Here is a 22,044-nt window from a genome sequence, read left to right as displayed (position 1 = left end):
CGAGGGTGTGGGGTTCGAGAAGAGGCGGTCATCACTTCTTCTTCAACCCGGCGAGCCGGATCATGCCGTCGGGATTGATCACGAAGCCATCGATGTTGGAGCGCAGCGCGAAGAACACCGTCTGGTTGTAGAGATAGACGATCGGCAGCTCGTCCTGCAGGATTGCCTGCGCTGCGTCATAGAGCTTCTTGCGCTCGGCGACGTCATAGACGGTGCGGGCCTGGTCGAGCAGCTTGTCGACCTCCGGATTGCTGTAGCGTCCGTCGTTCTGGTTACCCTTCGACGTCACGAACTGGTGGATATTGCCATCGGGGTCGATGCGGCCGGACCAGCCGATGCGGCTCATCTGGAACTTGCCCTGCTGCTGGTCGCGCAGCTGGCTCGCGAATTCGCTCGAGCGGATCTGGATGTCGATGCCGGCTTCCTGAGCCATTGCCTGGATGACCTGGCCAAGCTGCGCGTCGACGGGATTGTTGGTGACGAAGAGCTCGGCCGAGACCTTTTCGGCACCGGCTGCCTTGAGCAGCGCCTTCGCCTTGGCGACGTCGCGCGCCGGCACCGGGAAGTCGGCGCTGAGATAGGGGTTTCCGGGGTTGAACGGCTGGATCATCGGCTCGTACAGCCCTTCGAACACGACCTGGCTCAGGACCTTGCGGTCGATCGCGAGCGACAGGGCCTGGCGGACGCGCTTGTCCTTGCCCATCGGCTGGTTCGCCGCCTCGCCATTGGACGTGTTGATGGTGATGCCCTGATAGCCGAGATTCGATGTGCTGGCGATCTTGAGCGACTTGTCGCCCCGGGCGCCCGGCACGTCGGTCGGCGCAAGGCGCTCCAGCATGTCGAGTTCGCCGGCTCTCAGATTGGCGAGACGCACGGTGGTGTCGGGGATCGAACGATAGAGCACCCGGTCGAACTGGTAGTTCGCGGCCTCCCAGTGTTCCTTGAACTTCTCCAGCACGATGCGGTCGTTCTGGACGCGCTCGACGAACTTGTAGGGGCCGGAGCAGATCGGCTTGGCGCCGACATCGCCGCTGAGGCTCTTGGGAGCCAGCATCATGCCGGCGCGATCGGTCAATTGGGCAAGCAGGGTCGCGTCGGGGCGCTTGAGCTTCAGCACGAGCGTGGTGGCATCGACGGCCTCGACACTGTCGACCGAGGCGAGTTCCGATTTCCGCAGGGAGTCCGGCAGCGTGCGCGCCCGCTCCAGATTGGCCTTTGCCGCTTCGGCATTGAAGGGCTCGCCGTCATGGAACTTCGCATCGCTGCGCAGCTTCATGGTCAGCGTCAGCCCGTCAGGGGAGAATGACCATTCGGTCGCCAGCCGCGGGACGAGCTTGAGGTCAGGCGTGATATCGAGCAGCCGGTCGCACAGCCCCATGAAGACGATGCGACCGACGAAGGTGCGCGCCTTGTGGGGGTCGAGCACGTCGGGGTCTTCCTGCAGGCCGACACGCAGCGTGTTCGGCGCCTGCGCCATGGCTGGCAGGCTCGCGATCGTCAGGAAGGTCGCTGAAACCAGCGCGGCAATGAGCTTCATCGGTTTTCCCCTGTTGGATTTTCTGTGTGAGGCGCGTTCGCGCGGCCGGATAGAGATCTGGCCCATGGCCTGCCGAACGCAGGCTGCTTGCGCCGCTAGGTCGATATGCAGAATCCGAAAGCGAAGAGCCTCCCGGGTTGGTCCCGTTCAGCACCAAGTTGGCGCAAGTTTCGGCGGGCGTCGATCATGCGCTGCATCATTCTTGCGGAGTATTGTTCCCGGGTCGCCGTTCGGCTTGTATGCAAGTTGGCGGCCAAGCTCTCCGCTTCTGGCTGAGGCCGGCATGTCCGGGCTACGCGCACGCAGGGCATGATCTCTGATATGCACTGCGCCAGACGGATACGGGTATCAGGCGCAGTTTGTATGCGCTGGAAACAGGGAATGGGACGGATGCTTCTGGGTGTGATTGCCGACGACATGACGGGTGCGACCGACGTCGCCCTGATGCTGAACCGGGCCGGGATGCGGACGGTTCAGGTGATCGGCGCGCCATCGGCCAATGCAACCCTGCCGGAGGCCGATGCGGTCGTCGTCGCGCTGAAGTCGCGCACCAATCCGGTTTCGGAAGCAGTGGCGCAGTCGCTCGCCGCCTGCGAGGCGCTGCTCGCCGCCGGGGCGCGCCAGATCCTGTTCAAATATTGCTCGACCTTCGACTCGACTCCGCACGGCAATATCGGCCCCGTGGCGGACGCGCTGATGCGCCGGCTCGGCGCGGAAAGCGTCATCATTTGCCCGGCCTTTCCCGCGAATGGCCGCTCGATCTATCAGGGCTATCTCTTCGTCGGCTCCGTGCCTCTGCATGAGAGCTCGATGAAGGACCACCCGTTGACGCCGATGCGGGATTCAAACCTGATGCGCCTGATGGCGGCACAGACCGAGACCCCTGTCGGCCATATCGGATACGCCACGGTCCTGGCTGGGGCCGGCGCGGTCAAGAACCGGCTTGTGGAGCTGGCGGGGCAGGGCGTGCGCTATGTCGTGACCGACGCGCTGACCAATGACGACCTGATGGTGCTGGGCGCTGCTGTCGATGGGGCGGTCCTGCTGACCGGCGGTTCCGGCATCGCGATGGGGCTGCCGCAGAACTTCCGCAAGGCAGGGCTGTTGCCGGGGCGCGATATCGCGGCCCATATCGAGGCGCCCGAGGGGCGGGCCGGCATTATCTCGGGCAGCTGCTCCACTGCCACACGCGTGCAGATCAAGGCGGCGCTTGAAGCCGGATATCCCGCGCTGAAGGTCGACCCGCTCGCTCTGGCCACCGGCGAGCAGACGGCACGAATTCTGGCCGATTGGGCGCTGGCGCAACCGGCCGATCGACCCTTCCTCGTCTATTCCAGCGATGACCCGGCCGAAGTCGCCGCGATCCAGGGGCAGCTTGGCCGCGACAAGGCCGGTGAGATCGTCGAGCAGGCTTTCGCTGAAACGGCGCGCCTGCTCGCCAAGGGCGGTGTTACGCGCCTGCTCGTCGCCGGTGGCGAGACCTCGGGCGCCGTTGTCCAGGGCCTCGGCATCCAGACGCTCGAGATTGGCCCCGAGATCGACCCCGGTGTGCCGTGGACTCGCGTCGTCGGTAGCCCCGCGATGGCTGTTGCCCTGAAATCCGGGAATTTCGGAGCTCCGGATTTCTTCCTGAAGGCATGGAGCCTGCTCCGCTAGGTCATCGGACCCGTATCGTATCCGGTCCGATGACCTAGCTTCTATGTTCGCATCGGCATTTCCGGAAACCGCAATCCACTTTTCGGGCCGATGCTCGAGCAGGACAGGCCGTTCATTCCGGCGCAGAAAAACTCGTATAGGATCGCACCACGACGGCAGCGGAGACGGGGATGGACATGGCGTTTCTCGGCGAACTCCTGACGAGTGTGGCGGACCGGGGCCGCGCACTGATTGGCCTTGAGCGTTTTGCCGGGAACCGCAACCGCTCGCTTGACCGGCTCTGCGAGGACCTGCTGTCAGGGCGTGGTGAGGCCTCCGGCATGGCGTTGGCGCAGGCCGTTCTCGAGCAATGGGAACGGCTCGATCCGCCCGGGCGCCTCGGTTTCTTCCGCCTGCTGCAGGATCGCTTCGGTCCGGATCAGGAGAAGTTGAACGCCGCCATCGCGCGCTACCAGAATGAGCCGGACGCGGCTGCTATCGCAGCGCTGCACATTACCTCCGAGCCGCGCCGGCAGGAACTCTTTCGCCGCCTCAACCTCGCGCCCGGCGGCACTCATGTGCTGGTCCGCATGCGGGAGGCGTTGTTCGAGGCGATCGAGGCCGACCCGGCCCTGAAGCCGGTCGATGATGATTTCCGGCATCTCTTCGGCTCCTGGTTCAATCGCGGCTTCCTGGTCTTGCGCCGCATCGACTGGCACACACCGGCCAATGTGCTGGAGAAGGTCATCCGCTACGAGGCCGTGCACGAGATTCAGGGCTGGGACGATCTGCGCCGCAGGCTCGAGCCGGCAGACAGGCGCTGTTTCGCCTTCTTCCATCCGCAGCTTGTCGACGAGCCGCTGATCTTCGTCGAGGTTGCGCTGACGGGCGCGATCCCGCGCAGCATCGCCGAAGTCCTGAGTGAGGGGCGCGAGGTCCTCCCGGCCCAGAATGCGTCCACCGCGGTGTTCTATTCGATCTCGAACTGCCAGGAGGGGCTGCGTGGCATTTCCTTCGGCAATTTCCTGATCAAGCAGGTCGCCGAGGACCTGAAGCGCGAACTGCCCGGGCTGGATACCTTCGTCACCCTTTCGCCCGTTCCCGGCTTTGCGCGCTGGCTCGCGGGCATCGTCGCCGAGCCTGGCGACCCGCTGCTCACCAATGAGGAACTCTCCGAGCTTGCGCGCCCGGTCGGCGAGACCATGGCGCTCGACGAACAGGAGAGGGCGCGGCGCGACAAGCTGCTGGGCCAGATGGCGGCGCAGTATCTGCTGCGCGCGCGTGCATCGTCGGGGCGGGTCATCGACCCGGTCGCGCGCTTCCATCTCGGCAACGGCGCAAGGCTGGAACGCATCAATATCGGCGGCAATCTCTCGGCCCGGGGCTTGCGCGAGTCGCACGGCGTGATGGTCAATTACCGCTATGATCTCGGCGATATCGAAGCCAATCACGAGGCCTTCGCCAGCCGCAACACCGTCGTCGCATCGTCCGCCGTCCGCAAGCTGCTCCGTCCCGTCTCCGCCTGAACCAAAACCTGAGACCTGTCATGGCCAATCATCTGTTCGCCCTCGTCACCGCGCGCATTCCTGCACCGGACGTGCCCTTCGCGCTTCTCGATGACGGCCGTCGCTACAGCTATGCCGAGATGGTCGCGGTGTCCGCCCGCTTCGCCAATGCCCTGGTGGCGCTCGGCGTGAAGCCGGGCGACCGCGTCGCCGTGCAGGTGGAAAAGAGCATCGAGGCACTGATGCTCTATCTCGGCACGATCCGCGCCGGCGCTGTCTTCCTGCCGCTGAATACGGCCTACACCCCAGCCGAGATCGAGTATTTCCTCGGAGATGCCGAGCCCGCGGTCTTCGTGTGCGATCCGGGCAAGGCCGAGGCCCTGCGGCCCTACGCCGAGAAGGCCGGTGCCAAGTTGGAAACGCTCGGTGTCGCGACAGGGGCGCTCTTCGACAAGGCCGGCGGCGCTTCCGCAGAATTCGCCGATGTCGCACGTGGCCCGGACGACCTGGCCGCCATCCTCTATACCTCGGGGACGACCGGGCGCTCCAAGGGCGCCATGCTGAGCCATGACAACCTGGCCTCGAATGCGCTCGCGCTCGTCGACTACTGGCGCTTCAGTAGGGATGACCGGCTGCTGCATGCGCTGCCGATCTTCCATACGCATGGCCTCTTCGTCGCGACCAATGTCGTGCTCTTCGCCGGCGCCTCGATGATCCTGCTGCCGAAATTCGATCCCGAGCAGATCATGAAATACCTGCCGCAGGCGACCTGCATGATGGGCGTGCCGACTTTCTATGTCAGGCTGCTGCAGGATCCACGCCTGACCAAGGAGGCGACCCGGCATATGCGCCTCTTCGTCTCCGGGTCGGCGCCGCTGCTCGCCGAGACGCATCGCGAATGGCGCGAGCGCACCGGCCACGCCATCCTCGAGCGCTACGGCATGACCGAGACCAATATGAACACCTCCAACCCTTATGAGGGCGAGCGTGTTGCCGGCACGGTCGGTTTTCCGCTGCCAGGCGTGAGCGCGCGCGTCACCGACCCGGAAACCGGCAGGACGCTCGGTGCCGATGAGATCGGCATGATCGAGGTCAAGGGCCCGAACGTTTTCAAGGGGTATTGGCGCAATCCGGAGAAGACCAAGGCCGAATTCCGCGATGACGGCTTCTTCATCACCGGCGACCTCGGCAAGATCGACTCCGCCGGCTATGTCCATATCGTCGGGCGCGGCAAGGACCTGATCATTACCGGCGGCTATAATGTCTATCCGAAGGAAGTCGAGACCGAGATCGACGAGATGCCGGGCGTGATCGAGAGCGCGGTCATCGGTTGTCCCCATCCCGATTTCGGCGAGGGCGTCACGGCCGTGGTCGTGGTCAAGCCCGGGGCCGAGATCACCGCCGCGTCGATCTCGAAGGCGCTCGACCAGCGCCTCGCCAAGTTCAAGCTGCCGAAGCAGGTCTTCATCGTGCCCGAACTGCCGCGCAACACCATGGGCAAGGTCCAGAAGAACCTGCTGCGCGACAGCTATCGCGACATCTACGCCAAGACCGCCAAAGCGGGGGAGTAACCCAGCACCGCGCGGTCAAACCCGCGCGGGCTCCCTGATTTCGATGGTTTCGCCGTCGCCGGGGATCAACAGGCGCTCTGGCCCGATACCGCGCTGTTCGGCGGCCTTGCGCAAGGCCGCCCGGTTGATGCTCGCATGGTCGAGCGCCTCCATATGGGTCGCGATGACGATGGCCTCGGGGGCTGCTTCGCAGAGTGCGAGCGTCTGGGCGTCGTCCATCACGATCAGGGTGTTGTCCCAGAGGGCACCGCAGGAATGGGTGACGATCACATCCGGCGCGGTCGCTGAAACTGCTTCGAGCAGCGGCGGATAGAGAATGCTGTCCCCGCACCAATAGAGCGTCGGCTCGCCTGGGGCCTCCAGGCTGAAGCCCATGACGGGCCCCATCTTCTCGACGACCGCGCCGCTGCCATGCTGCGCCGGAACGCGCTTCAGGATAATCGGTCCGATCCGCTGGAAGCACTCCACGGGGCTGACTGACTGGAAACCCGCCTCCACGATCCTGTCCTCGTCGCCGGGGCGGCAGGTCAGCGGCAGATATTTGGGAATGCGCTCCTTCGCGACGCTGTCGAAATGGTCGGAATGCAGGTGCGAGACGATCACCTGGTCGACACCATCGAGAATGCTCTCGATCGGCTCGGGCAGCTCGACCATCGGGTTTGCGGATTTGCCGGTGAAAGATGGACGGCCGTGCATGGGGCCGAAATCAGGGTCGATCAGGAATGTCCTGCCCGCATAGACAAGCTTGAGCGTGGCATTGCGGAGGAGTTGGAGCCGCATGAGTGTCTCCGGATAGTGGCAATGCAGCTCATCATGCGTTCTCCCGCTCGCCAGCGGCCAGTTCTATTTTGTGAAGTCGATAGTGCTCAGCGTTGATCAATGCTCGCTCCGCATTGAGATCAAGGAGAAACCCTCGTAGCCTCCCAAAGACCTACGCCTTTGGACTATACATCCGCGAGGGCTGGCGAGCGGGCTCAGCCCTTGGGTTGCGGTACCATGCCAAGATCGAAATCAGCCTCGGCAGCGGATGCTTCGCGGTGCCTGAGGCGGCTCTCCCGCAATTCGCCGGCCGTCTCGAGGATGGGATAAGCGATCGACGTGATGTGCCCGTGGATGCGCTTGAGGTCGCGCAGCACGTCGAGATGGATCGAGCTCGTCTCGATCGATTCCGGCACGCCGCTGCGCAGCCGCTCATAATGGCTTTCGGTCGCGCGGCGCTCGGCGGAACGCATCACGGCCTTCTCATCGAAGAGTTGACGCGCCAATGCGATGTCGCGTGTCGCGAGGACGTTCAAGGCCAGCCGCAGGCTGTAGGACACCCGCGCATGCAGTGCGCTGATCTCGGCAAGCCCCTCCGCCGAGAAGCGATAGCCCTTGCGGATCTTCTTCTCGGCCAGTTCCCGGAGGTTCTTGTCGATGACGTCGCCGATATGCTCGAGATTGGTGTTCAACGTGACGATCTCGAGCAGCCGGCGGCTTTCCTCTGTGCTCAGCTCGGACCGGGACAGCCGTACCAGATAGAGCTTGATCGCCTCGTGGATCGTGTCGACACCGTCATCGGCCTGCGAGATCTCGCGGGAGAGCTTGATCTGGTCGCCATCGAGCAGGGTCAGCGTGTCCTTCAGCATCTCGCCGACGCGGTCGCCGAGATGGAGCGTCTCGCGCATCGCGCAGGCAAGCGCTTCCGATGGGCTGTCGAGCACACCGGGGTCGAGATAGAGCGGGCGGATCACGCGTTCGTTTGTCGGCGCGCTCGGCATGAGCCGCAGGACGAGGTTGGAAATTGGTGTGATGAAGGGCAGGAACAGCAGCCCGCCGGCGATGTTCAGCGCCAGATGCAGCTCGACTGCGAGCCGTCCGGGATGGAGAGACAGGGACGAGAACCAGCCGGCGAGCGGGCCGGCGAACGGGATCACGATGACGGCGATGACGAGGCGCGTCAGCAGATTGGCGACCGCGACACGGCGCTGCGCGATCGGGGCGCCGAGCTGGTCGATGACCGGGACCAGGGCATTGCCGAGATTCGCTCCGACGATCAGTGTCACGGCCATGGTCGGGGAGAGCAGCCCGCCCGACCAGAACGAAGCGATCAGCAGCACGATGGCAAGGCTGGAATGGGTCAGCCAGGTCGCGGCGACGGCCACAAGCACGGCGATGACCGGCTCGCCGGCCAGTGCCTGCAGAATCAGCTTGAAGGTCGGGGACTGTGCGAGCGGAGCGGCAGCGGATTTCAGCTCGACGAGCGAGAGCAGGATGAGCCCGATGCCGACCAGGACACGGCCGATATTGCGGGCCCGGTCCATCGCCTCGTTGGCGAGATAGAGCGCCACACCGACGGCGAGGCAAAGCCCCCAGATCCAGCCAAGATCGAGCGACACGAGAAAGGCTGCGAGCGCCGTGCCGATATTGGCTCCGAGCAGCACGGCAAGCGCCATCGGCAGCGTGATCAGCGATTGGCCCGCGAACGAGGAGAGCAGCAGCGTCGTCGCCGTCGAGCTTTGCAGCACCAGAGTCACCGCCGCTCCGCTCGCCAGCGCCGTGAAGCGGTTGCGCGTGAAACGCGCGAGCGCCTGTCGGAGCGAGGAGCCGAAAGCCCGCGTGGCGCCCGTCCTGACCAGGCGTACGGCCCAGATCAGCAGAGCCACCGCCCCTGCGAGGTGGATCAGGACCGAGGTGGTGCTGTCGACTGCGTTCATCTCGTACGGTGGTCTCCGAATCGGGGGTGCCAAGGGCCTCGCGAAGCGCAGCCAATCTAGCTGAATTTCATTAGCCGTCTTATAAAATATGTAGGTTGAAAGGGGCCATTTGATGACCCCTCTCCGACCTATTGTCGTCGGTGATTGCTGATCGATTCAAGCCGCGAATGTACCATAGGGGACGTTTTCCCGGGCATCGCGCAGCGCTGTCGCCCACCAGTGCAGTTGCGCCAGCATGGTTGCCATCGCCTGCTCGGCCTTGGTCGCATCCAGGAGCTGGCCGGTCTCGTCGAACTGGCTCCAGGCATGCGCAAAGCAGACAACGTCGCGGATAGTGGCCGCGTGCAACTCGTTGAAAACCTGGCGCAACTGGTCGATGGCGCGCAAGCCGCCCGAGACGCCGCCATAGGACACGAAGGCGACCGGCTTGCCGCGCCACTCCGCCCCGACGAGATCGATCAGGAACTTCAGAGGCGCCGGATAGCCGCGGTTATATTCCGGCGTGACCACGATGAAGCCATCGGCGCGCCCGATCCGCTCCGTGAGCAGGCGCACTGTCGGAGTTTCGCCGCGTGGGTGGCGCTTCGGCAGGTCGAGCGTCAGCGGATCGAGGACATCGACGACGAAGGGGCCTTCGCCTTCGATCTGCGACAGCGCCCAGTTGGCCACCCGGTCGCAGAGCCGCCCCTCACGGGTGCTGCCATAGATCAGGGCGAGGTGGATCCTGCGGTCTAACGGGCGGTGCATGGTCGCGCTCCAGGCTGCTTGCACATCGGAAGCGCAGGGTTATAAAACCTCAAGCAAGGTTAAGGTCAAGCGTCGATGAGCAAAGCGGATCACGCCCATTTCTTCGATGAGATGAGCGTCGGCGAGGTGGCGAGGCGCAGCGGGCTCGCTGTCTCCACCATCCATTTCTATGAGGCGAAAGGCTTGATCCGGAGCGCGCGGAGCAGCGGAAACCAGCGCCGCTATCCGCGCGAGGTTCTGCGGCGCGTGGCGATCATCAAGGTGGCGCAGCGCACGGGAATCCCGCTGAAGACGATCGGCGACGCCTTCAAGGCCTTGCCATCGGAGCGCACGCCGACGGCGGAGGATTGGTCACGCCTGTCATCGGTCTGGAAGGTTGAGCTGGAGCKCCGGATCGACCGGTTGACGCGGCTGCGCGACCACCTGACCGACTGCATCGGCTGCGGCTGCCTCTCGGTGAAGAGCTGCCCGCTGCACAATCCCTGGGATCGGTTGGGCGAGCAGGGCGCGGGACCGCGCCTGCTCGACCCCGATTGAGGCTGCCGATTACGACGCCTTGTGCAGTTGCGAGAGCGGGAACCTGGCGACGTCTGCCAGCAGCTCGGCAAAACCCTTCGCCTGAAGGGCCGCTGTCGCCTTGCCCTTTTCGGCCGTCGCCAGGCTGGCATCGCCTGCCGCGCCGCTGGGATTGACGTCCTGCGCCATCCAGGCATGCGCATGCAGGCCAGTCGGCCTGAGCCAGGCGTACTCGCCCTGCATCTTGATCGTGCTCGGCTCGAAATGGTCGGCCTTGCCCATGTCGACGAGATCCGGCCGGAAATGCAGCATCAGCGAGGTCTCGATGTCGCCGGCATGGATGCCGTGATTGGCATCGAGATCGGCATAGACGCCTTGCGGCAGACCGAAGGCGCGCCAGGCGGTGGTGACAGCCAGCATGCCGTGGCGCACGCGCAGTTCGCGCGCGACCACCTTCATCGGGTCGATATTGCCGCCATGCGAGGTGACGATGACGAGTTTGCGCAGGCCGGCGCGCCGAACGCTTTCGCCGATCTCGAGCCAGCTCTGCGTCGCGCTCTCCCAGGACAGGGTCAGCGTGCCCGGCGAATGCAGATGCTCGTTCGACTTGCAGATCGGCAGCGTCGGCAGCACCAGCACATCGAGATTGGCGGGAACCAGCGGCATCGCCTCGGCCAGCATGGAATTCATGATGGTGGTGTCGACCGAGACCGGCAGATGCGGCCCGTGCTGCTCGATCGCCGCCAGCGGCAGCACCGCCACGGTGTTGTCGGGCGACAGCCCCTCGAAATCGGTGGTCTTCAGGTCGCCCCAGAAACGCGCGCTCATCGCTCAATCCGTCCTTGTCTGCTCGTCATTCCGCCGCCTGCGCAGCATCGGCTTGCCAGTTCAACAGCTTGCCGGGGTTCATCAGTCCTTGCGGATCGGCGATCCGCTTGAACTCCGGTTGCGGCGCATCGACCTTCTTCCAGCCGGCATTGTTCAGGACCCAGCTATGCGGGTTCGAGGCCTGGATGCCCGCTTCTTCGGCCTGCGCCATGATCTCGTGCAGGCGCTCGGCCGTGGTGAAGCGCACCAGCGGCAGGCTGGAATGGTAGACCTTGCCCTGCCGGCGCTGGAACTCGATGTGGAAGAGCACATCCTCGTGGAAATGCGTCTCGGCCCAGGCCAGCAGTTCGAGGTTGCGGACCGGCGGGAAGCGCAGTTGCAGATAGGTGATGTCGGGGTCGACCTTCAGCGCATGCAGCGTGGTGTGGTTCCAGGCGTATTCGTAGAGCGGGCCGGGCGCGCCCTTCTCGCGATGCTCCCCGAATGCCGCGGCGCGGGCTTCAGCCGCTGCGCGCGAGAAGGTGACCGTTCCGCCCATCTCGGCAATCAGCCGGTCGAGCTCGTCGCCCTGCGGCTCCGAGACCATCAGGATGGCGAAGGCCTTGTTCTCGCCCAGCCAGGGGGCGAGTCGGCGCAAATACGGGGCAATGCGCGGATCGTGGATGCTGATCAGCTTCTTGGCGATACCGTCGCATTCGGTGAAGGCCTGGCCGAAGGCGGCCGCCTGACCAAGGGTCTCGAAGGTCGCGATCCGTTCTGCCCATGCATGGGCGGGTGCCAGTGGCACCTCGACCTCGGTGATGATGCCGTTGACGCCATAGGCGTGCATGACCTTCAGGATGTCCTTGCCGCGCAGCTCGATCAGCCGCGGCTCCGGCTCGACCGTCATGACTTCGACGGCGATGACCGCGCCTGGATTGTCGATCTGCCCCCAGGTGCAGGAACCGGCGCCGGCAGCTCCGCCGGCGATGAAGCCGCCGAGCGTTGCCTGTGCCCGGGTCGAGGGATGCATGCGCAACTCCTGCCCGAGCGGAGCAAGCGCCTTGTCGATATCGAGCATGTTCGCGCCAGCCTCGAACCGGCCCGCGCCGAGGGTGGTCGAGACCACGCGGCTGAACCGGGACAGGTTGAGCACGACCCCGCCTTCGAGCGGCACGGCCTGGCCGTAATTGCCTGTGCCGCCGCCGCGAATCGTCAATGGCACGCGATGGCGCGCGCAGGCCGAGGCGACGCGGCGAACCTCGTCCTTGGTCTTCGGCAGGATCACGAGTTCAGCCTGCTTGCCCTCGAGATCCGGCTTCAGCACGGGGGAGAACCAGAAGAAGTCGCGGCTGTGCATCCTGAGCGACGGCGCGTCGTCATAGATGGTCAGATCTGCGAGTTCGGCGCGAAGTGCGGAGAGGGCAGGGCTGGTCATGCTGATCTCGGATTCCGTGGACGGCGCCACCATAGCCGGAAGTGCCGGCGGAGGAAGCCGCGTGGCCGCATGGCGCCGTCGCGGCTGTTGATCACTTCAGGTGTTGCAGATCTGGCGAGGAATTGGGCAAATGCCCGATCTCTGTGCGTAATAATGCGATGCCGGATTTCCAGCGCGCCTGGCAGCGTGGCATATATGTTGCTCGCTGGTGGCCACAGCGCGGCGCGGACGCCGCTGGCTAGCCTGTTCCTGGAGGTCCGTTCCATGACGATGAAGTATCGCGTGAGCCGTCGCGCTGCGCTCGGCCTGATCGGCGGCTCGGCCGCTTCCGCCCTGATCCCGGTTCCCGGAGCCAGGGTCAATGCCCAGACGCTGGACAAGGTCAGCTACCAGACCAACTGGCGCGCCCAGGGCGAACATGGCGGCTTCTATCTCGCCCTCGCCAACGGCATCTACAAGAAATACGGCATCGACGCCGATATCCGCATGGGCGGCCCGCAGCAGAACCCGTCGCAGCTCCTGCTCGGTGGCCGGGTCGACATGATCATGTCGAACTCGTTCGAGGCGATCCGCTATGCCCAGGAGAACCTGCCCTTCCTCTGCATCGCCTCGATCTTCCAGAAGGACCCGCAGGTCCTGATCTCGCATCCGGGCCAGGGCAACGACACGCTGGCTGCGCTCAAGGGCAAGCCGATCCTGGTCGGCGCCGGCGGACGCACCAGCTTCTGGCCCTTCCTGAAGGCGAAGTTCGGTTTCACCGACGAGCAGATCCGGCCCTACACCTTCAACATGGCGCCGTTCCTGGCCGACAAGACGATCTCGCAGCAGGGTTTCCTGTCCTCTGAGCCCTTCGCGATCCGCAAGGCCGGCGTGAACCCGGTCGTGCACCTGCTCGCCGATTCCGGCTTCGGCAACTACAACACGACCATCAACATCTCGAAGAAGATGGTCGCCGAGAAGAAGGACGTGGTGCAGCGCTTCGTCACCGCGACTCTCGAAGGCTGGGCCGAGTACATGAAGGGCGGTCCGGCGATCGAGGCCGCCAATGCGCTGATCCTCAAGGACAATCCCGACATGGACGGCGAGAAGCTCGCCTATGCCCGCCAGGTCATGAACGAGAACGGCATCGTGCTCTCGGGGGACGCGCTGACGCTTGGCATCGGCGCGATGACCGATGCGCGCTGGGCCGATTTCTACAAGATGATGACGGAGGCCGGCGTCTTCCCTGCTGGCATCGACATCAAGAAGGCCTATAGCCTCGAGTTCATCAACAAGGGCGTCGGCAAGGCGTAGGCGGCTTCCGCCCTTCATGGACCCCGGGTCGGCGCGGCGGCGTCGATCCGTCCGGGATGACCGGAAGACGTTCGACAGCAGCAAGATGGATCATCAGGCTTTGGACACAGCCTATCTGAGCAGACCTCATGTCGAAGGCAGCGGCGCCAGGCCGCTCGTATCAGTCCGGCATGTCTCGAAGCAGTTCGCCAACGGCACATTGGCCGTGCGCGACGTCAATCTCGACCTTGGCACGGGCGAGTTCATCAGCCTGCTCGGCCCCTCGGGCTGCGGCAAGTCGACCTTGCTGCGGATGATCGCAGGCCTGGGTGCGCCATCGACGGGCACGATCGACTGGCCGACGACGAGCCATGACGCCTCCGGCAAGCCGGAGCGCGATCTCGGCTTCGTCTTCCAGGACCCGACATTGATGCCCTGGGCGGATGCCCTGTCCAACGTGATGATGCCGCTGATCCTCAAGCATGTGCCGAAGCGCGAGGCGCAGGAGCGCTCGGCCGAGATGCTGGCGCTGGTCGGGCTGAAGGGCTTCGAGAAATCCTATCCGCGCGAGCTTTCCGGCGGCATGAAGATGCGCGTCTCGATCGCCCGTGCGCTGGTGATGCGGCCAAAGATCCTGCTGATGGACGAGCCCTTCGCGGCGCTGGACGAAATCACCCGTCACCGCCTCAATGACGACCTGCTCGAGCTCTGGTGGAAGACGAAATTCACCGCCGTCTTCGTCACCCATTCGGTGTTCGAGTCGGTCTACCTGTCGAAGCGCATCGTCGTCATGGCGGCTCGTCCCGGGCGCGTCATGGCCGATCTCGACGTCGATGCTCCCTATCCGCGCGACGAGCTGTTCCGCACCTCGGCCGATTACGCGCATCTGTGCCGTGTCGTTTCCGGCAAGCTCAAGGAGGCGATCGGCTCATGAGCGCGCCGTCCCTGGATACCACCATGCCGCATGTGCCTCATGACGGGACCGATGCGGAAGCGCGCCCGATCTTCGCGGCCGAGCCCCGCATCCTCGGCCTGCCCGCCAGCGCCTGGCCCCGCATCCTGGCGCCGATCGCGGTTGGTGTGCTGGCGCTTGGCCTGTGGGAGTTTCTTGTCCGCTGGAAGGAGATCCCACCCTATATCCTGCCCGGGCCGGTGCTGATCGGGCAAACGCTGATCGCCGACTGGGGCACGCTTTCGGGCTCGCTCTGGATTACGCTGCGCATCACCTTCATGGCGCTCTTCGCAGCCGTGGTCGTCGGCGTCACGCTGGCCGTGCTCTTCACCCAGTCGAAATGGCTGGAGATGTCGCTTCTGCCTTATGCGGTGGTCCTCCAGGTCACGCCGATCGTCGCGATCGCGCCGCTGATCATCATCTGGGCCGGCGACATCAACCTGTCGCTGCTGATCTGCGCCTGGATCGTCGCCTTCTTCCCGATCCTGTCGAACACGATCCTCGGGCTGAACTCGGCCGACCACAACCTGATCAATTTCTTCCAGCTCTATGGCGCGACGCGCTGGCAGACGATGCGCTATCTCAAGCTGCCGGCCGCGCTGCCTTACTTCCTGGCGGGCCTGAAGATCTCCGGCGGTCTTGCCCTGATCGGCGCGGTGGTGGCGGAGTTCGTTGCCGGAACGGGTGGGAGCGAGTCGGGCCTCGCCTATCGCATCCTCGAAGCCGGTTATCAGCTCAAGATTCCGCGGGTCTTCGCCGCCCTGATCATGATCTCGCTCTCGGGCATCGCGATCTTCCTGGTGACGAGCTGGATCTCGCATCTGCTGTTGCGGCGCTGGCATGAAAGCGCGCTGAAGCGGGAGAATTGATCATGAACGCCGTCCCGGACCGCAAACTGAGGGCGGTTCAGCCCTCGCGCTACGATATCGCGGGCTTCAAGACCGATATCGCCGACATCCCGCTGATCGATGAGCCGCAGGTCGTGCGCAAGCGCTCGCGCGACTTCTTCTGGTACTCGCCGATCCTCAATGCCGAACTGGCGAACAAGTCGGCCGATATCATCGTCTGTCCGCGCGAGGAGGCCGATGTGGTGCGCGTTGCGGCGGCCTGTGCCAGGCGACGCATCGCGCTGACGGTGCGTGCCGCGGGAACCGGCAATTACGGTCAGGCCGTGCCGCTTGAAGGTGGCGTCCTGCTCGATATCACCGCACTGACCGCGATCGAGTGGCAGAAGCCCGGCGCGATCCGCGTCCAGGCCGGCGCCAGGTTGCTCGATATCGACATCGCGACCCGGCCATCCGGCTACGAATTGCGCATGCATCCCTCGACCAAACGGTCGGCGACTGTCGGCGGCTTCGTCGCGGGCGGCTCGGGCGGCGTTGGCTCTGTGACCTATGGCGGCCTGCGCGAACCGGGCAATATCCTGGCGGCCCGCGTCGTCACGGTGGAGGAGGAGCCGCGCATTCTCGAGCTGCGCGACGACGCAGCCCAGAAGGTCAACCGCGCCTACGGCACGACCGGCATCATCACCGCGCTCGAAATGCCGCTGGCCCCGGCCTGGCCGTGGATCGACGTCATCGTCGCCTTCGACGATTACATCGAGGCGTTCCAGGCCGGCTATGACGTCGCGCTGGCAGACGGCGTGGTCAAGAAGCTGGTGACGCCGATCTCATCGCCGATCCCGTCCTATTTCGGCGCGTTGAAGCAGCATTGCCCGCCAGGCAAGAGCATCCTGATCTGCATGATCGCGGAGGCCTCGCTCGGCCCCTTCAAGGCGATCATCGGTGCGCGCGGAACGGTGACCTATGAGGCGCCCTCGGAGGAGGGGCCGGGCACGGTGCCGCTCTATGAGTACACCTGGAACCACACGACGCTGCAATGGCTGAAGAGCGATCGCTCGATCACCTATCTGCAGTGCCTGTTCCCGCATGACCGGCTGGTCGCGAGCGCCCGCGAGATGATCGCACGCTTCCCGGACGAGGTGCTGCCTCATCACGAGTTCATCCGCTTCGGTGGACGCGTGACCGCGAGCGCCTTGCCGATTCTGCGCTACACGACCCCGGAGCGGCTGAACGAGATCATCGCGCTGCATGAGGAGGCGGGCGTGATGATCGCGAACCCGCATGTCGTCTCGCTCGAAGGCGGCAGCCGCCACAAGCGCGCCGATGCCGACCAGCTCGGCTTCAAGCACGAGGTCGATCCCTACGGGCTGCTGAACCCCGGCAAAATGGATAGTTTTGTCGCGAAACCCGGCTGATCAGGCGAAGAAGGCGAGCTTCTTGTCGACCGGGAGCGCTTCGATCTTGCGCAGCTCGACCTCCGACGTCGTCGCCGCGGCTCTCGGCTTCGGCGCGGCCACTGTGACCGCAGCCTCGGGGGCTTCCGCGAAGACGAGGTCTTCCTCCATCATCTGAATCGTGCTGAGCCGCCGATGATTGGAGGCTCTCGTTCGGATGCGCGGGGTCTCGTGCAGGGTGGAGCGCGGCTTGTCGTCGATCTCGACGATCTCGATGTCGTCATAGGTCGAGAGTGGAACGGCCTCGCGCAGATCAAGCGCCTTGGCAGGCATCGAGGGCGGCGTGATCCGGCTTGTGTCGGGGGCGACATGGATGCTGCCGGCGATGGCCCGCAGGCTGCTGTCGAGCATGGCAATCGTGTCGGCGATCTTGCCGATCTGCTGCGCGGTGCCCTCGACAACGGCGCTTGCCGCATAGATCTCCGTCGCCCGCCGATCGAGCAGGTCGCACATCACTTCCGCCGCGCCACTCTCGCGCAGGCCCCAGGCAGCTTCCTGGATGCTCTCGGTCGCGCCGACGATGCTGCCGGCCGCGGTCTCGATACGTGCAGCGAGACGCGACGACGGCTCGCCGGCCTTGCCGCTGATCCGTTCCAGATCGCTGCGCAGATCCATGATCAGCGCGATGGCCTCGCTCACATCTGGTCCGCTCGACGCCGGAGCAGCAGAGACGCCCATGGCATGCTGCAGCCTGTCGATGGCAGCCAGCACCTGAGCGGTGTCGGCCTGCCGGTTTCGCTTGGCGTGCTCGGCCATGAACCAGCGCCCGCGCGCGGTCTCCATCACTGCCGCGGCGATAGCCTCGTAGTCGGTCTCGCTCAGCGGTGTCAGCGAACGCGCGTCGCCCATGACGAACCTGCTCTCGGGGAGACTGACCGATTCGGGCCGGGCAGTCGTGATGATCCAGCGAAAACCGTGCGACAGAATTGATTAAGGAAGTGCTGCCATGCGGCATCGAAAGGCGCCTCGATGCACAAAAAAACCGGAGCGCGCCGATCACGCGGTGGGAGCGTTCGCGGCGACAGCGATGCAGCGCGACGACGCTTGCCAAGCGTGCCCGGCACGGCGATACAGGTTTCGGGGATAGGGCCTGACCTGGCATTAGGGTGCCATGCGCGGACGGAGGTCCGATGAGGCCGATCGAGGGACATCAGGGAGACCATGGCGAGCCTCGACACCGCCGAACCCCAGGCCGTCTTTCACGACGATGCAGGTAGCCTCGCCATCGAGCTGACCGGCTCCTGGAGCGCCGAGCGCGCGCCGCGCATTGAGGAATTGATCGCTGAAATGGGCGAACGCATCGCCTCGGTGTCGCGCGCGACCCTCGATCTCTCCGCGATCATCCGGCTCGATACGCTCGGCGCCTATGTTCTCAACCGGCTGAAGAACCAGCGCGAGGCCGCCGGGGGCTCGGTCGAACTCGTCAGCCGGAGGCCGGAGCACGCGGTGCTGCTGGCCGAGGTCAATATCCACGACTGCTCCGTCCCGCCGACGGTCCATCATTTCGGCATTGTCAGCGTGCTGGTGAATATCGGCGAGGCCATGGTCCGCTTCGGGCGCGACATGGTCGGCGGAGCGATGTTCCTCGGCGAGGTGGTGGTCGGCTCCGTCAGCGTCATGTTCGGTCCGCGCAAGTTCAGGGGACCGCCGCTCGTCAATCAGATCGAGCTGATCGCCTTCAATGGCGCGCCGATCATCATGCTGATCTCGTTTCTGGTCGGCTGCATCGTCGCCCAGCAGGGCATATTCCAGCTGCAGCAGTTCGGCGCTTCGGCCTTCGTCGTCAATTTGACGGGCATCCTGATTCTGCGCGAGCTCGGGGTACTGCTCACCTCGATCATGATTGCCGGCCGTTCAGGCTCGGCCTTCACCGCCGAGATCGGCTCGATGAAGATGCGCGAGGAAATCGACGCCTTGCGGGTGATGGGGCTCGACCCGATCGAGGTCCTCGTCGTTCCCCGCATCCTGGCGTTGATCATCTCGCTGCCGATCCTCACCTTCATCTCTTCCATGGCCGGCCTGGCGGGTGCGGCGCTGGTGAGCTGGCTCTATGGCGGCATCGGCATCGATACCTTCCTGGCGCGCCTCCAGTCGGTGATCACCTGGAAGCATTTCGCCGTCGGGCTGATCAAGGCTCCTTTCATGGCCTTCGTCATCGGTCTGATCGCCTCGATCGAAGGTCTCGCCGTCCAGGGCTCGGCCGAGTCGCTCGGCCGTCAGGTCACGGCCTCGGTGGTGAAGGCGATCTTCATGGTCATCCTGGTGGACGGGCTTTTCGCCATGTTCTTTGCATCCATCCAGTTTTGAGGGCGGTGGGCCGGGCATGAGCGCAAACTGGGGCCAGTCGGCGGGATATCCGCCGTCGCATGACGCGGCCGAACCGTCCGGGAGCAACCAGGACGCGCCGGAGCCTGTCATCAAGGTGCGCAATCTCAAGGTCGCCTTCGGGGACAAGGTGATCATGGACGGCCTCGATCTCGACGTCATGCGCGGCGAGATCCTCGGTTTCGTCGGTGGGTCCGGCACGGGAAAATCCGTCCTCACCCGCACGATCCTCGGGCTCGTGCGCAAGCAGCGCGGCACGATCGAGGTCTTCGGTGAGAATGTCGACGATCTCGAAGGGCCTGCGCGACGCGCCCTTGAACAGCGCTTTGGCGTCATGTTCCAGCACGGCGCTCTCTTCTCGGCTCTCAGCGTCAAGCAGAACATCCAGGTGCCGATGCGGGAATACCTGAAGCTGTCGCCCACGCTGCTCGACGAGATGGCGATGCTCAAGCTCGAGATGGTCGGTCTCAGGCCCGATGCGGCGGACAAGGCGCCTTCCGAGCTTTCGGGCGGCATGATCAAGCGCGCGGCGCTCGCGCGGGCGCTGGCGCTCGATCCCGAGATCGTCTTCCTTGACGAGCCGACCTCGGGCCTCGATCCGATCGGCGCTGCCGAATTCGACCAACTGATCATGACGCTGAAGGAAACGCTCGGCCTCACCGTCTTCATGGTGACGCATGATCTCGACAGCCTGTATTCGGCCTGCGACCGGATCGCTGCGCTGGCGGACAAACGCGTCATCGCGGTCGGGCCGATTGCGACGATGCTGGCCTCCGATCACCCCTGGCTGAAGGCGTATTTTGGTGGCGAACGGGCCCAGGCTCGCCTCCCTGCTGACCAGAGAAGGTCGTGAAGCGAGTTCGATAAGCGACCAGGGCCGCGAAACCCGGCCTCGATTGACGCGTTGGAGGAGAATGTTGCCCGAAAGCTGCTTCGCCCCTTGCAGAATCCTGCTCTAACGTTGCGCTAATGGAATCGCGCGCGAACTACGCACTGGTCGGTCTCTTCACGCTCGCGGTCCTCGCGGCGATGTTCGGCTTCGTCTACTGGTTCAACAGTGGCCTGGCGGGCCGCCGACAGGATGTCCGGATCGTCTTCAGCGGCACCGTCACCGGACTGGGGCGCGGTTCCAGCGTGCTTTTCAATGGCCTGCGTGTTGGCGAGGTCACCCGCATCGAGCTGCTGCCGGACGATCCTCGCCGGATTTACGCCGTCGTTCAGGTCGACAACACCACGCCGCTCAGGGTCGACACCCGAGCCCGGATCGAGGCTCAGGGGCTTGCGGGCGTCGTCGCCGTGCAGTTGCTGGGTGGCGACCCGGATTCCCCCGTGCTGAAGCCACTGCCTGGCCAGAGCCTGCCGACGATCATTGCCGAACGGTCCGAGTTCCAGGACATCCTCGAAACGGTGCGCACGATCGCCAAGCGGGCCGACGAGGTGCTCGGCGGCATCGAGGGGCTCGTCAAGGACAATGCTGGCTCGATCGGCAACACGGTCAGGAATGTGGAGAAATTCTCGGCTGCGCTCGGCAACAATTCCGACGGCATCGACAAGCTGATGAGCAGCTTCGGCCAGATCGCCGATACGATCGCCCCGCTTTCGCAGAAACTCKGCAGCCTGAGCGATGAACTTACCGAGGTTGTGAAGTCCGTCGACCAGCGCAAGGTCGCCAACATCGTCGCCAATGTCGACAAGTTCACCGCCGCACTGGGCGACAACAGCGAGGATGTCGGCAAGGTGGTGAAGGATGTCGCCTCCATTAGCGAGAAGCTCAACAAGGCGGCTGATCAGGTCGAGGGCGTGCTCAAGGCCGCGCAGGGGTTCCTGAATTCCGGGGACGGGCAGGGGGCGCTGGCCGAGGTCGGCAATGCTGCGCGCTCGATCCGCACCCTTGCCGAGAACCTCGACAAGCGCACTGCGGAGATCACGACCGGGATCAACCGCTTTACCGGGCCGGGCTTGCGCGACATCGAGAACCTCGCCGCCGAAGGCCGTCGGACGCTGACGGATTTCAACCGGGCGCTGCGCAATATCGAGCGCAATCCGCAACAGTTCATCTTTGGCGGCCGTCCGCCGCTTCCCCAGTATAGCGGATCGCGCTAGTCAGATGCCGATGTCGTCCCGCCTTGCGCCAGAACCTGGCTTCACGCCGATCGCCGCTCTCGTCCTGGCCGTCTCGCTCACGCTGAGCGGCTGCAGCGGCGGCGCGACGCCCACCACCTACGATCTGTCTGCGCCGCGCGATTTCGGCCGGGTCGGAGGAGCGCGCGCAGCCCTCGTCATCAACGAGCCGACGACGGTCCAGACCCTCGATTCCGATCGCATGATTGTCCGGGACTCTGCCGGCGCGCTGTCGTTCCTCGGCGGCACGCAATGGGCCGACCGGGTTCCGAAGCTCGTGCAGATACGGTTGCTCCAGACTTTCGAGAACGGCAGCCGCATCGCGTCGGTTTCGCTGCCGGGCGAACGGATCGTTCCCGATTTCCAGCTCAACACGGATATCCGCAGTTTCAATATCGATGCTGCGACGAACTCCGCCGTGGTCGAGATCACCGCGAAGCTGGTCGGGGACCGGACCGGGCACATCCAGCGCGCCAAACTGTTCTCGGCCAGGGTGCCCGTCGGTGCCGTCGACGGTGCCGCCGCCGCCCGCGCGCTCGACCAGGCGCTGTCGAAGGTTCTGATCGATATCGTCCGCTGGGCTGCTTAGATCACGCTGTGTTTGGACGGAATCGTCCAAACACAGC

At 64.7% G+C, this 22,044-nt stretch carries 19 protein-coding genes; 12 read left to right on the top strand and 7 right to left on the bottom strand.

Annotation, left to right across the window (positions count from 1 at the left end):
- Positions 1 to 31 precede the first annotated feature (31 nt).
- The gene (locus AC1DGP_RS09565) at positions 32 to 1,537 is read right to left on the bottom strand and encodes an ABC transporter substrate-binding protein (RefSeq protein ID WP_441489076.1); all 1,506 of its coding nucleotides are present in this window, start codon (positions 1,535 to 1,537) and stop codon (positions 32 to 34) included.
- Positions 1,538 to 1,918: 381 nt separating this feature from the next.
- Here AC1DGP_RS09565 and otnK point away from each other — a divergent pair, with 381 nt between their 5' ends.
- The 3 genes from otnK to AC1DGP_RS09550 all read left to right on the top strand — a co-directional run bounded on the left by otnK (position 1,919) and on the right by AC1DGP_RS09550 (position 6,248).
- Entirely contained in the window at positions 1,919 to 3,193 is a 1,275-nt protein-coding gene (gene otnK, locus AC1DGP_RS09560) for a 3-oxo-tetronate kinase (protein WP_476832047.1), read from the top strand.
- A 170-nt stretch (positions 3,194 to 3,363) separates the two neighbouring features.
- A complete protein-coding gene (locus AC1DGP_RS09555) occupies positions 3,364 to 4,698 on the top strand; it encodes a malonyl-CoA decarboxylase (protein WP_476832046.1) in 1,335 nt (444 codons plus the stop codon).
- A 20-nt stretch (positions 4,699 to 4,718) separates the two neighbouring features.
- Positions 4,719 to 6,248, top strand: coding sequence for a malonate--CoA ligase (locus AC1DGP_RS09550; RefSeq protein WP_476832045.1), 1,530 nt, complete (start codon positions 4,719 to 4,721; stop codon positions 6,246 to 6,248).
- Between the two features lie 15 nt (positions 6,249 to 6,263).
- Here the strand turns inward: AC1DGP_RS09550 and AC1DGP_RS09545 are convergent, their stop codons facing one another.
- The 3 genes from AC1DGP_RS09545 to AC1DGP_RS09535 all read right to left on the bottom strand — a co-directional run bounded on the left by AC1DGP_RS09545 (position 6,264) and on the right by AC1DGP_RS09535 (position 9,691).
- Positions 6,264 to 7,028, bottom strand: coding sequence for an MBL fold metallo-hydrolase (locus AC1DGP_RS09545; RefSeq protein ID WP_441489080.1), 765 nt, complete (start codon positions 7,026 to 7,028; stop codon positions 6,264 to 6,266).
- A gap of 194 nt (positions 7,029 to 7,222) precedes the next feature.
- Positions 7,223 to 8,944, bottom strand: a complete 1,722-nt coding sequence (locus tag AC1DGP_RS09540) for a Na/Pi cotransporter family protein (protein ID WP_476832044.1) — start codon at positions 8,942 to 8,944, stop codon at positions 7,223 to 7,225.
- Positions 8,945 to 9,100: 156 nt separating this feature from the next.
- Positions 9,101 to 9,691: an NADPH-dependent FMN reductase gene (locus tag AC1DGP_RS09535; protein WP_476832043.1), complete on the bottom strand. Its 591-nt coding sequence runs from the start codon at positions 9,689 to 9,691 to the stop codon at positions 9,101 to 9,103.
- A 75-nt stretch (positions 9,692 to 9,766) separates the two neighbouring features.
- On the opposite strand from AC1DGP_RS09535, the gene soxR reads away from it, so the two are divergent.
- Positions 9,767 to 10,228, top strand: coding sequence for a redox-sensitive transcriptional activator SoxR (soxR, locus tag AC1DGP_RS09530; protein WP_476832042.1), 462 nt, complete (start codon positions 9,767 to 9,769; stop codon positions 10,226 to 10,228).
- A gap of 9 nt (positions 10,229 to 10,237) precedes the next feature.
- Here the strand turns inward: soxR and AC1DGP_RS09525 are convergent, their stop codons facing one another.
- Together AC1DGP_RS09525 and AC1DGP_RS09520 are read right to left on the bottom strand one after the other, a co-directional pair.
- Positions 10,238 to 11,035: a creatininase family protein gene (locus AC1DGP_RS09525; protein WP_476832041.1), complete on the bottom strand. Its 798-nt coding sequence runs from the start codon at positions 11,033 to 11,035 to the stop codon at positions 10,238 to 10,240.
- Positions 11,036 to 11,060: 25 nt separating this feature from the next.
- A complete protein-coding gene (locus AC1DGP_RS09520; protein ID WP_476832040.1) occupies positions 11,061 to 12,452 on the bottom strand; it encodes an FAD-binding oxidoreductase in 1,392 nt (463 codons plus the stop codon).
- A 264-nt stretch (positions 12,453 to 12,716) separates the two neighbouring features.
- Here AC1DGP_RS09520 and AC1DGP_RS09515 point away from each other — a divergent pair, with 264 nt between their 5' ends.
- From AC1DGP_RS09515 to AC1DGP_RS09500, 4 genes are all read left to right on the top strand, one after another.
- A complete protein-coding gene (locus AC1DGP_RS09515; protein ID WP_441506656.1) occupies positions 12,717 to 13,745 on the top strand; it encodes an ABC transporter substrate-binding protein in 1,029 nt (342 codons plus the stop codon).
- A gap of 100 nt (positions 13,746 to 13,845) precedes the next feature.
- Positions 13,846 to 14,658 (top strand): ABC transporter ATP-binding protein, encoded by an 813-nt coding sequence (locus AC1DGP_RS09510; RefSeq protein WP_441489087.1) that lies wholly within the window; start codon positions 13,846 to 13,848, stop codon positions 14,656 to 14,658.
- A complete protein-coding gene (locus tag AC1DGP_RS09505; protein WP_084651136.1) occupies positions 14,655 to 15,545 on the top strand; it encodes an ABC transporter permease in 891 nt (296 codons plus the stop codon). The genes AC1DGP_RS09510 and AC1DGP_RS09505 overlap by 4 nt, the downstream gene beginning before the upstream one ends.
- Before the next feature lie 2 nt (positions 15,546 to 15,547).
- The gene (locus tag AC1DGP_RS09500) at positions 15,548 to 16,933 is read left to right on the top strand and encodes an FAD-binding oxidoreductase (RefSeq protein ID WP_476832039.1); all 1,386 of its coding nucleotides are present in this window, start codon (positions 15,548 to 15,550) and stop codon (positions 16,931 to 16,933) included.
- Here the strand turns inward: AC1DGP_RS09500 and AC1DGP_RS09495 are convergent, their stop codons facing one another.
- On the bottom strand, positions 16,934 to 17,821 hold the full coding sequence (locus AC1DGP_RS09495; RefSeq protein WP_476832038.1) for a hypothetical protein: 888 nt from the start codon (positions 17,819 to 17,821) through the stop codon (positions 16,934 to 16,936). It abuts the gene before it with no gap.
- Between the two features lie 312 nt (positions 17,822 to 18,133).
- Here AC1DGP_RS09495 and AC1DGP_RS09490 point away from each other — a divergent pair, with 312 nt between their 5' ends.
- From AC1DGP_RS09490 to AC1DGP_RS09475, 4 genes are all read left to right on the top strand, one after another.
- A complete protein-coding gene (locus AC1DGP_RS09490; protein WP_441489090.1) occupies positions 18,134 to 19,279 on the top strand; it encodes an MlaE family lipid ABC transporter permease subunit in 1,146 nt (381 codons plus the stop codon).
- A 16-nt stretch (positions 19,280 to 19,295) separates the two neighbouring features.
- Entirely contained in the window at positions 19,296 to 20,150 is an 855-nt protein-coding gene (locus tag AC1DGP_RS09485) for an ABC transporter ATP-binding protein (RefSeq protein ID WP_441506653.1), read from the top strand.
- A gap of 116 nt (positions 20,151 to 20,266) precedes the next feature.
- On the top strand, positions 20,267 to 21,400 hold the full coding sequence (locus AC1DGP_RS09480) for an MlaD family protein (protein ID WP_476832037.1): 1,134 nt from the start codon (positions 20,267 to 20,269) through the stop codon (positions 21,398 to 21,400).
- A 4-nt stretch (positions 21,401 to 21,404) separates the two neighbouring features.
- Positions 21,405 to 22,007 (top strand): ABC-type transport auxiliary lipoprotein family protein, encoded by a 603-nt coding sequence (locus AC1DGP_RS09475; protein ID WP_441506651.1) that lies wholly within the window; start codon positions 21,405 to 21,407, stop codon positions 22,005 to 22,007.
- Positions 22,008 to 22,044 lie beyond the last annotated feature (37 nt).

This window comes from Allobosea sp. 05T433, from assembly GCF_056396065.1.
The sequence above is the reverse complement of the archived record's forward strand: the minus strand, read 5'-3'. Positions and strand labels throughout refer to the sequence as shown.

Coding starts and splice junctions, on each gene's coding strand:
- AC1DGP_RS09490 (WP_441489090.1), top strand. CDS start 18,134: ATGGCGAGCCTCGACACCGCCGAACCCCAGGCCGTCTTTCACGACGAT.
- AC1DGP_RS09545 (WP_441489080.1), bottom strand. CDS start 7,028: ATGCGGCTCCAACTCCTCCGCAATGCCACGCTCAAGCTTGTCTATGCG.
- AC1DGP_RS09495 (WP_476832038.1), bottom strand. CDS start 17,821: ATGGGCGACGCGCGTTCGCTGACACCGCTGAGCGAGACCGACTACGAG.
- AC1DGP_RS09515 (WP_441506656.1), top strand. CDS start 12,717: ATGACGATGAAGTATCGCGTGAGCCGTCGCGCTGCGCTCGGCCTGATC.
- AC1DGP_RS09555 (WP_476832046.1), top strand. CDS start 3,364: ATGGACATGGCGTTTCTCGGCGAACTCCTGACGAGTGTGGCGGACCGG.
- AC1DGP_RS09505 (WP_084651136.1), top strand. CDS start 14,655: ATGAGCGCGCCGTCCCTGGATACCACCATGCCGCATGTGCCTCATGAC.
- otnK (WP_476832047.1), top strand. CDS start 1,919: ATGGGACGGATGCTTCTGGGTGTGATTGCCGACGACATGACGGGTGCG.
- AC1DGP_RS09500 (WP_476832039.1), top strand. CDS start 15,548: ATGAACGCCGTCCCGGACCGCAAACTGAGGGCGGTTCAGCCCTCGCGC.
- AC1DGP_RS09520 (WP_476832040.1), bottom strand. CDS start 12,452: ATGACCAGCCCTGCCCTCTCCGCACTTCGCGCCGAACTCGCAGATCTG.
- AC1DGP_RS09540 (WP_476832044.1), bottom strand. CDS start 8,944: ATGAACGCAGTCGACAGCACCACCTCGGTCCTGATCCACCTCGCAGGG.
- AC1DGP_RS09475 (WP_441506651.1), top strand. CDS start 21,405: ATGCCGATGTCGTCCCGCCTTGCGCCAGAACCTGGCTTCACGCCGATC.
- AC1DGP_RS09565 (WP_441489076.1), bottom strand. CDS start 1,537: ATGAAGCTCATTGCCGCGCTGGTTTCAGCGACCTTCCTGACGATCGCG.
- AC1DGP_RS09485 (WP_441506653.1), top strand. CDS start 19,296: ATGAGCGCAAACTGGGGCCAGTCGGCGGGATATCCGCCGTCGCATGAC.
- AC1DGP_RS09525 (WP_476832041.1), bottom strand. CDS start 11,035: ATGAGCGCGCGTTTCTGGGGCGACCTGAAGACCACCGATTTCGAGGGG.
- AC1DGP_RS09535 (WP_476832043.1), bottom strand. CDS start 9,691: ATGCACCGCCCGTTAGACCGCAGGATCCACCTCGCCCTGATCTATGGC.
- AC1DGP_RS09550 (WP_476832045.1), top strand. CDS start 4,719: ATGGCCAATCATCTGTTCGCCCTCGTCACCGCGCGCATTCCTGCACCG.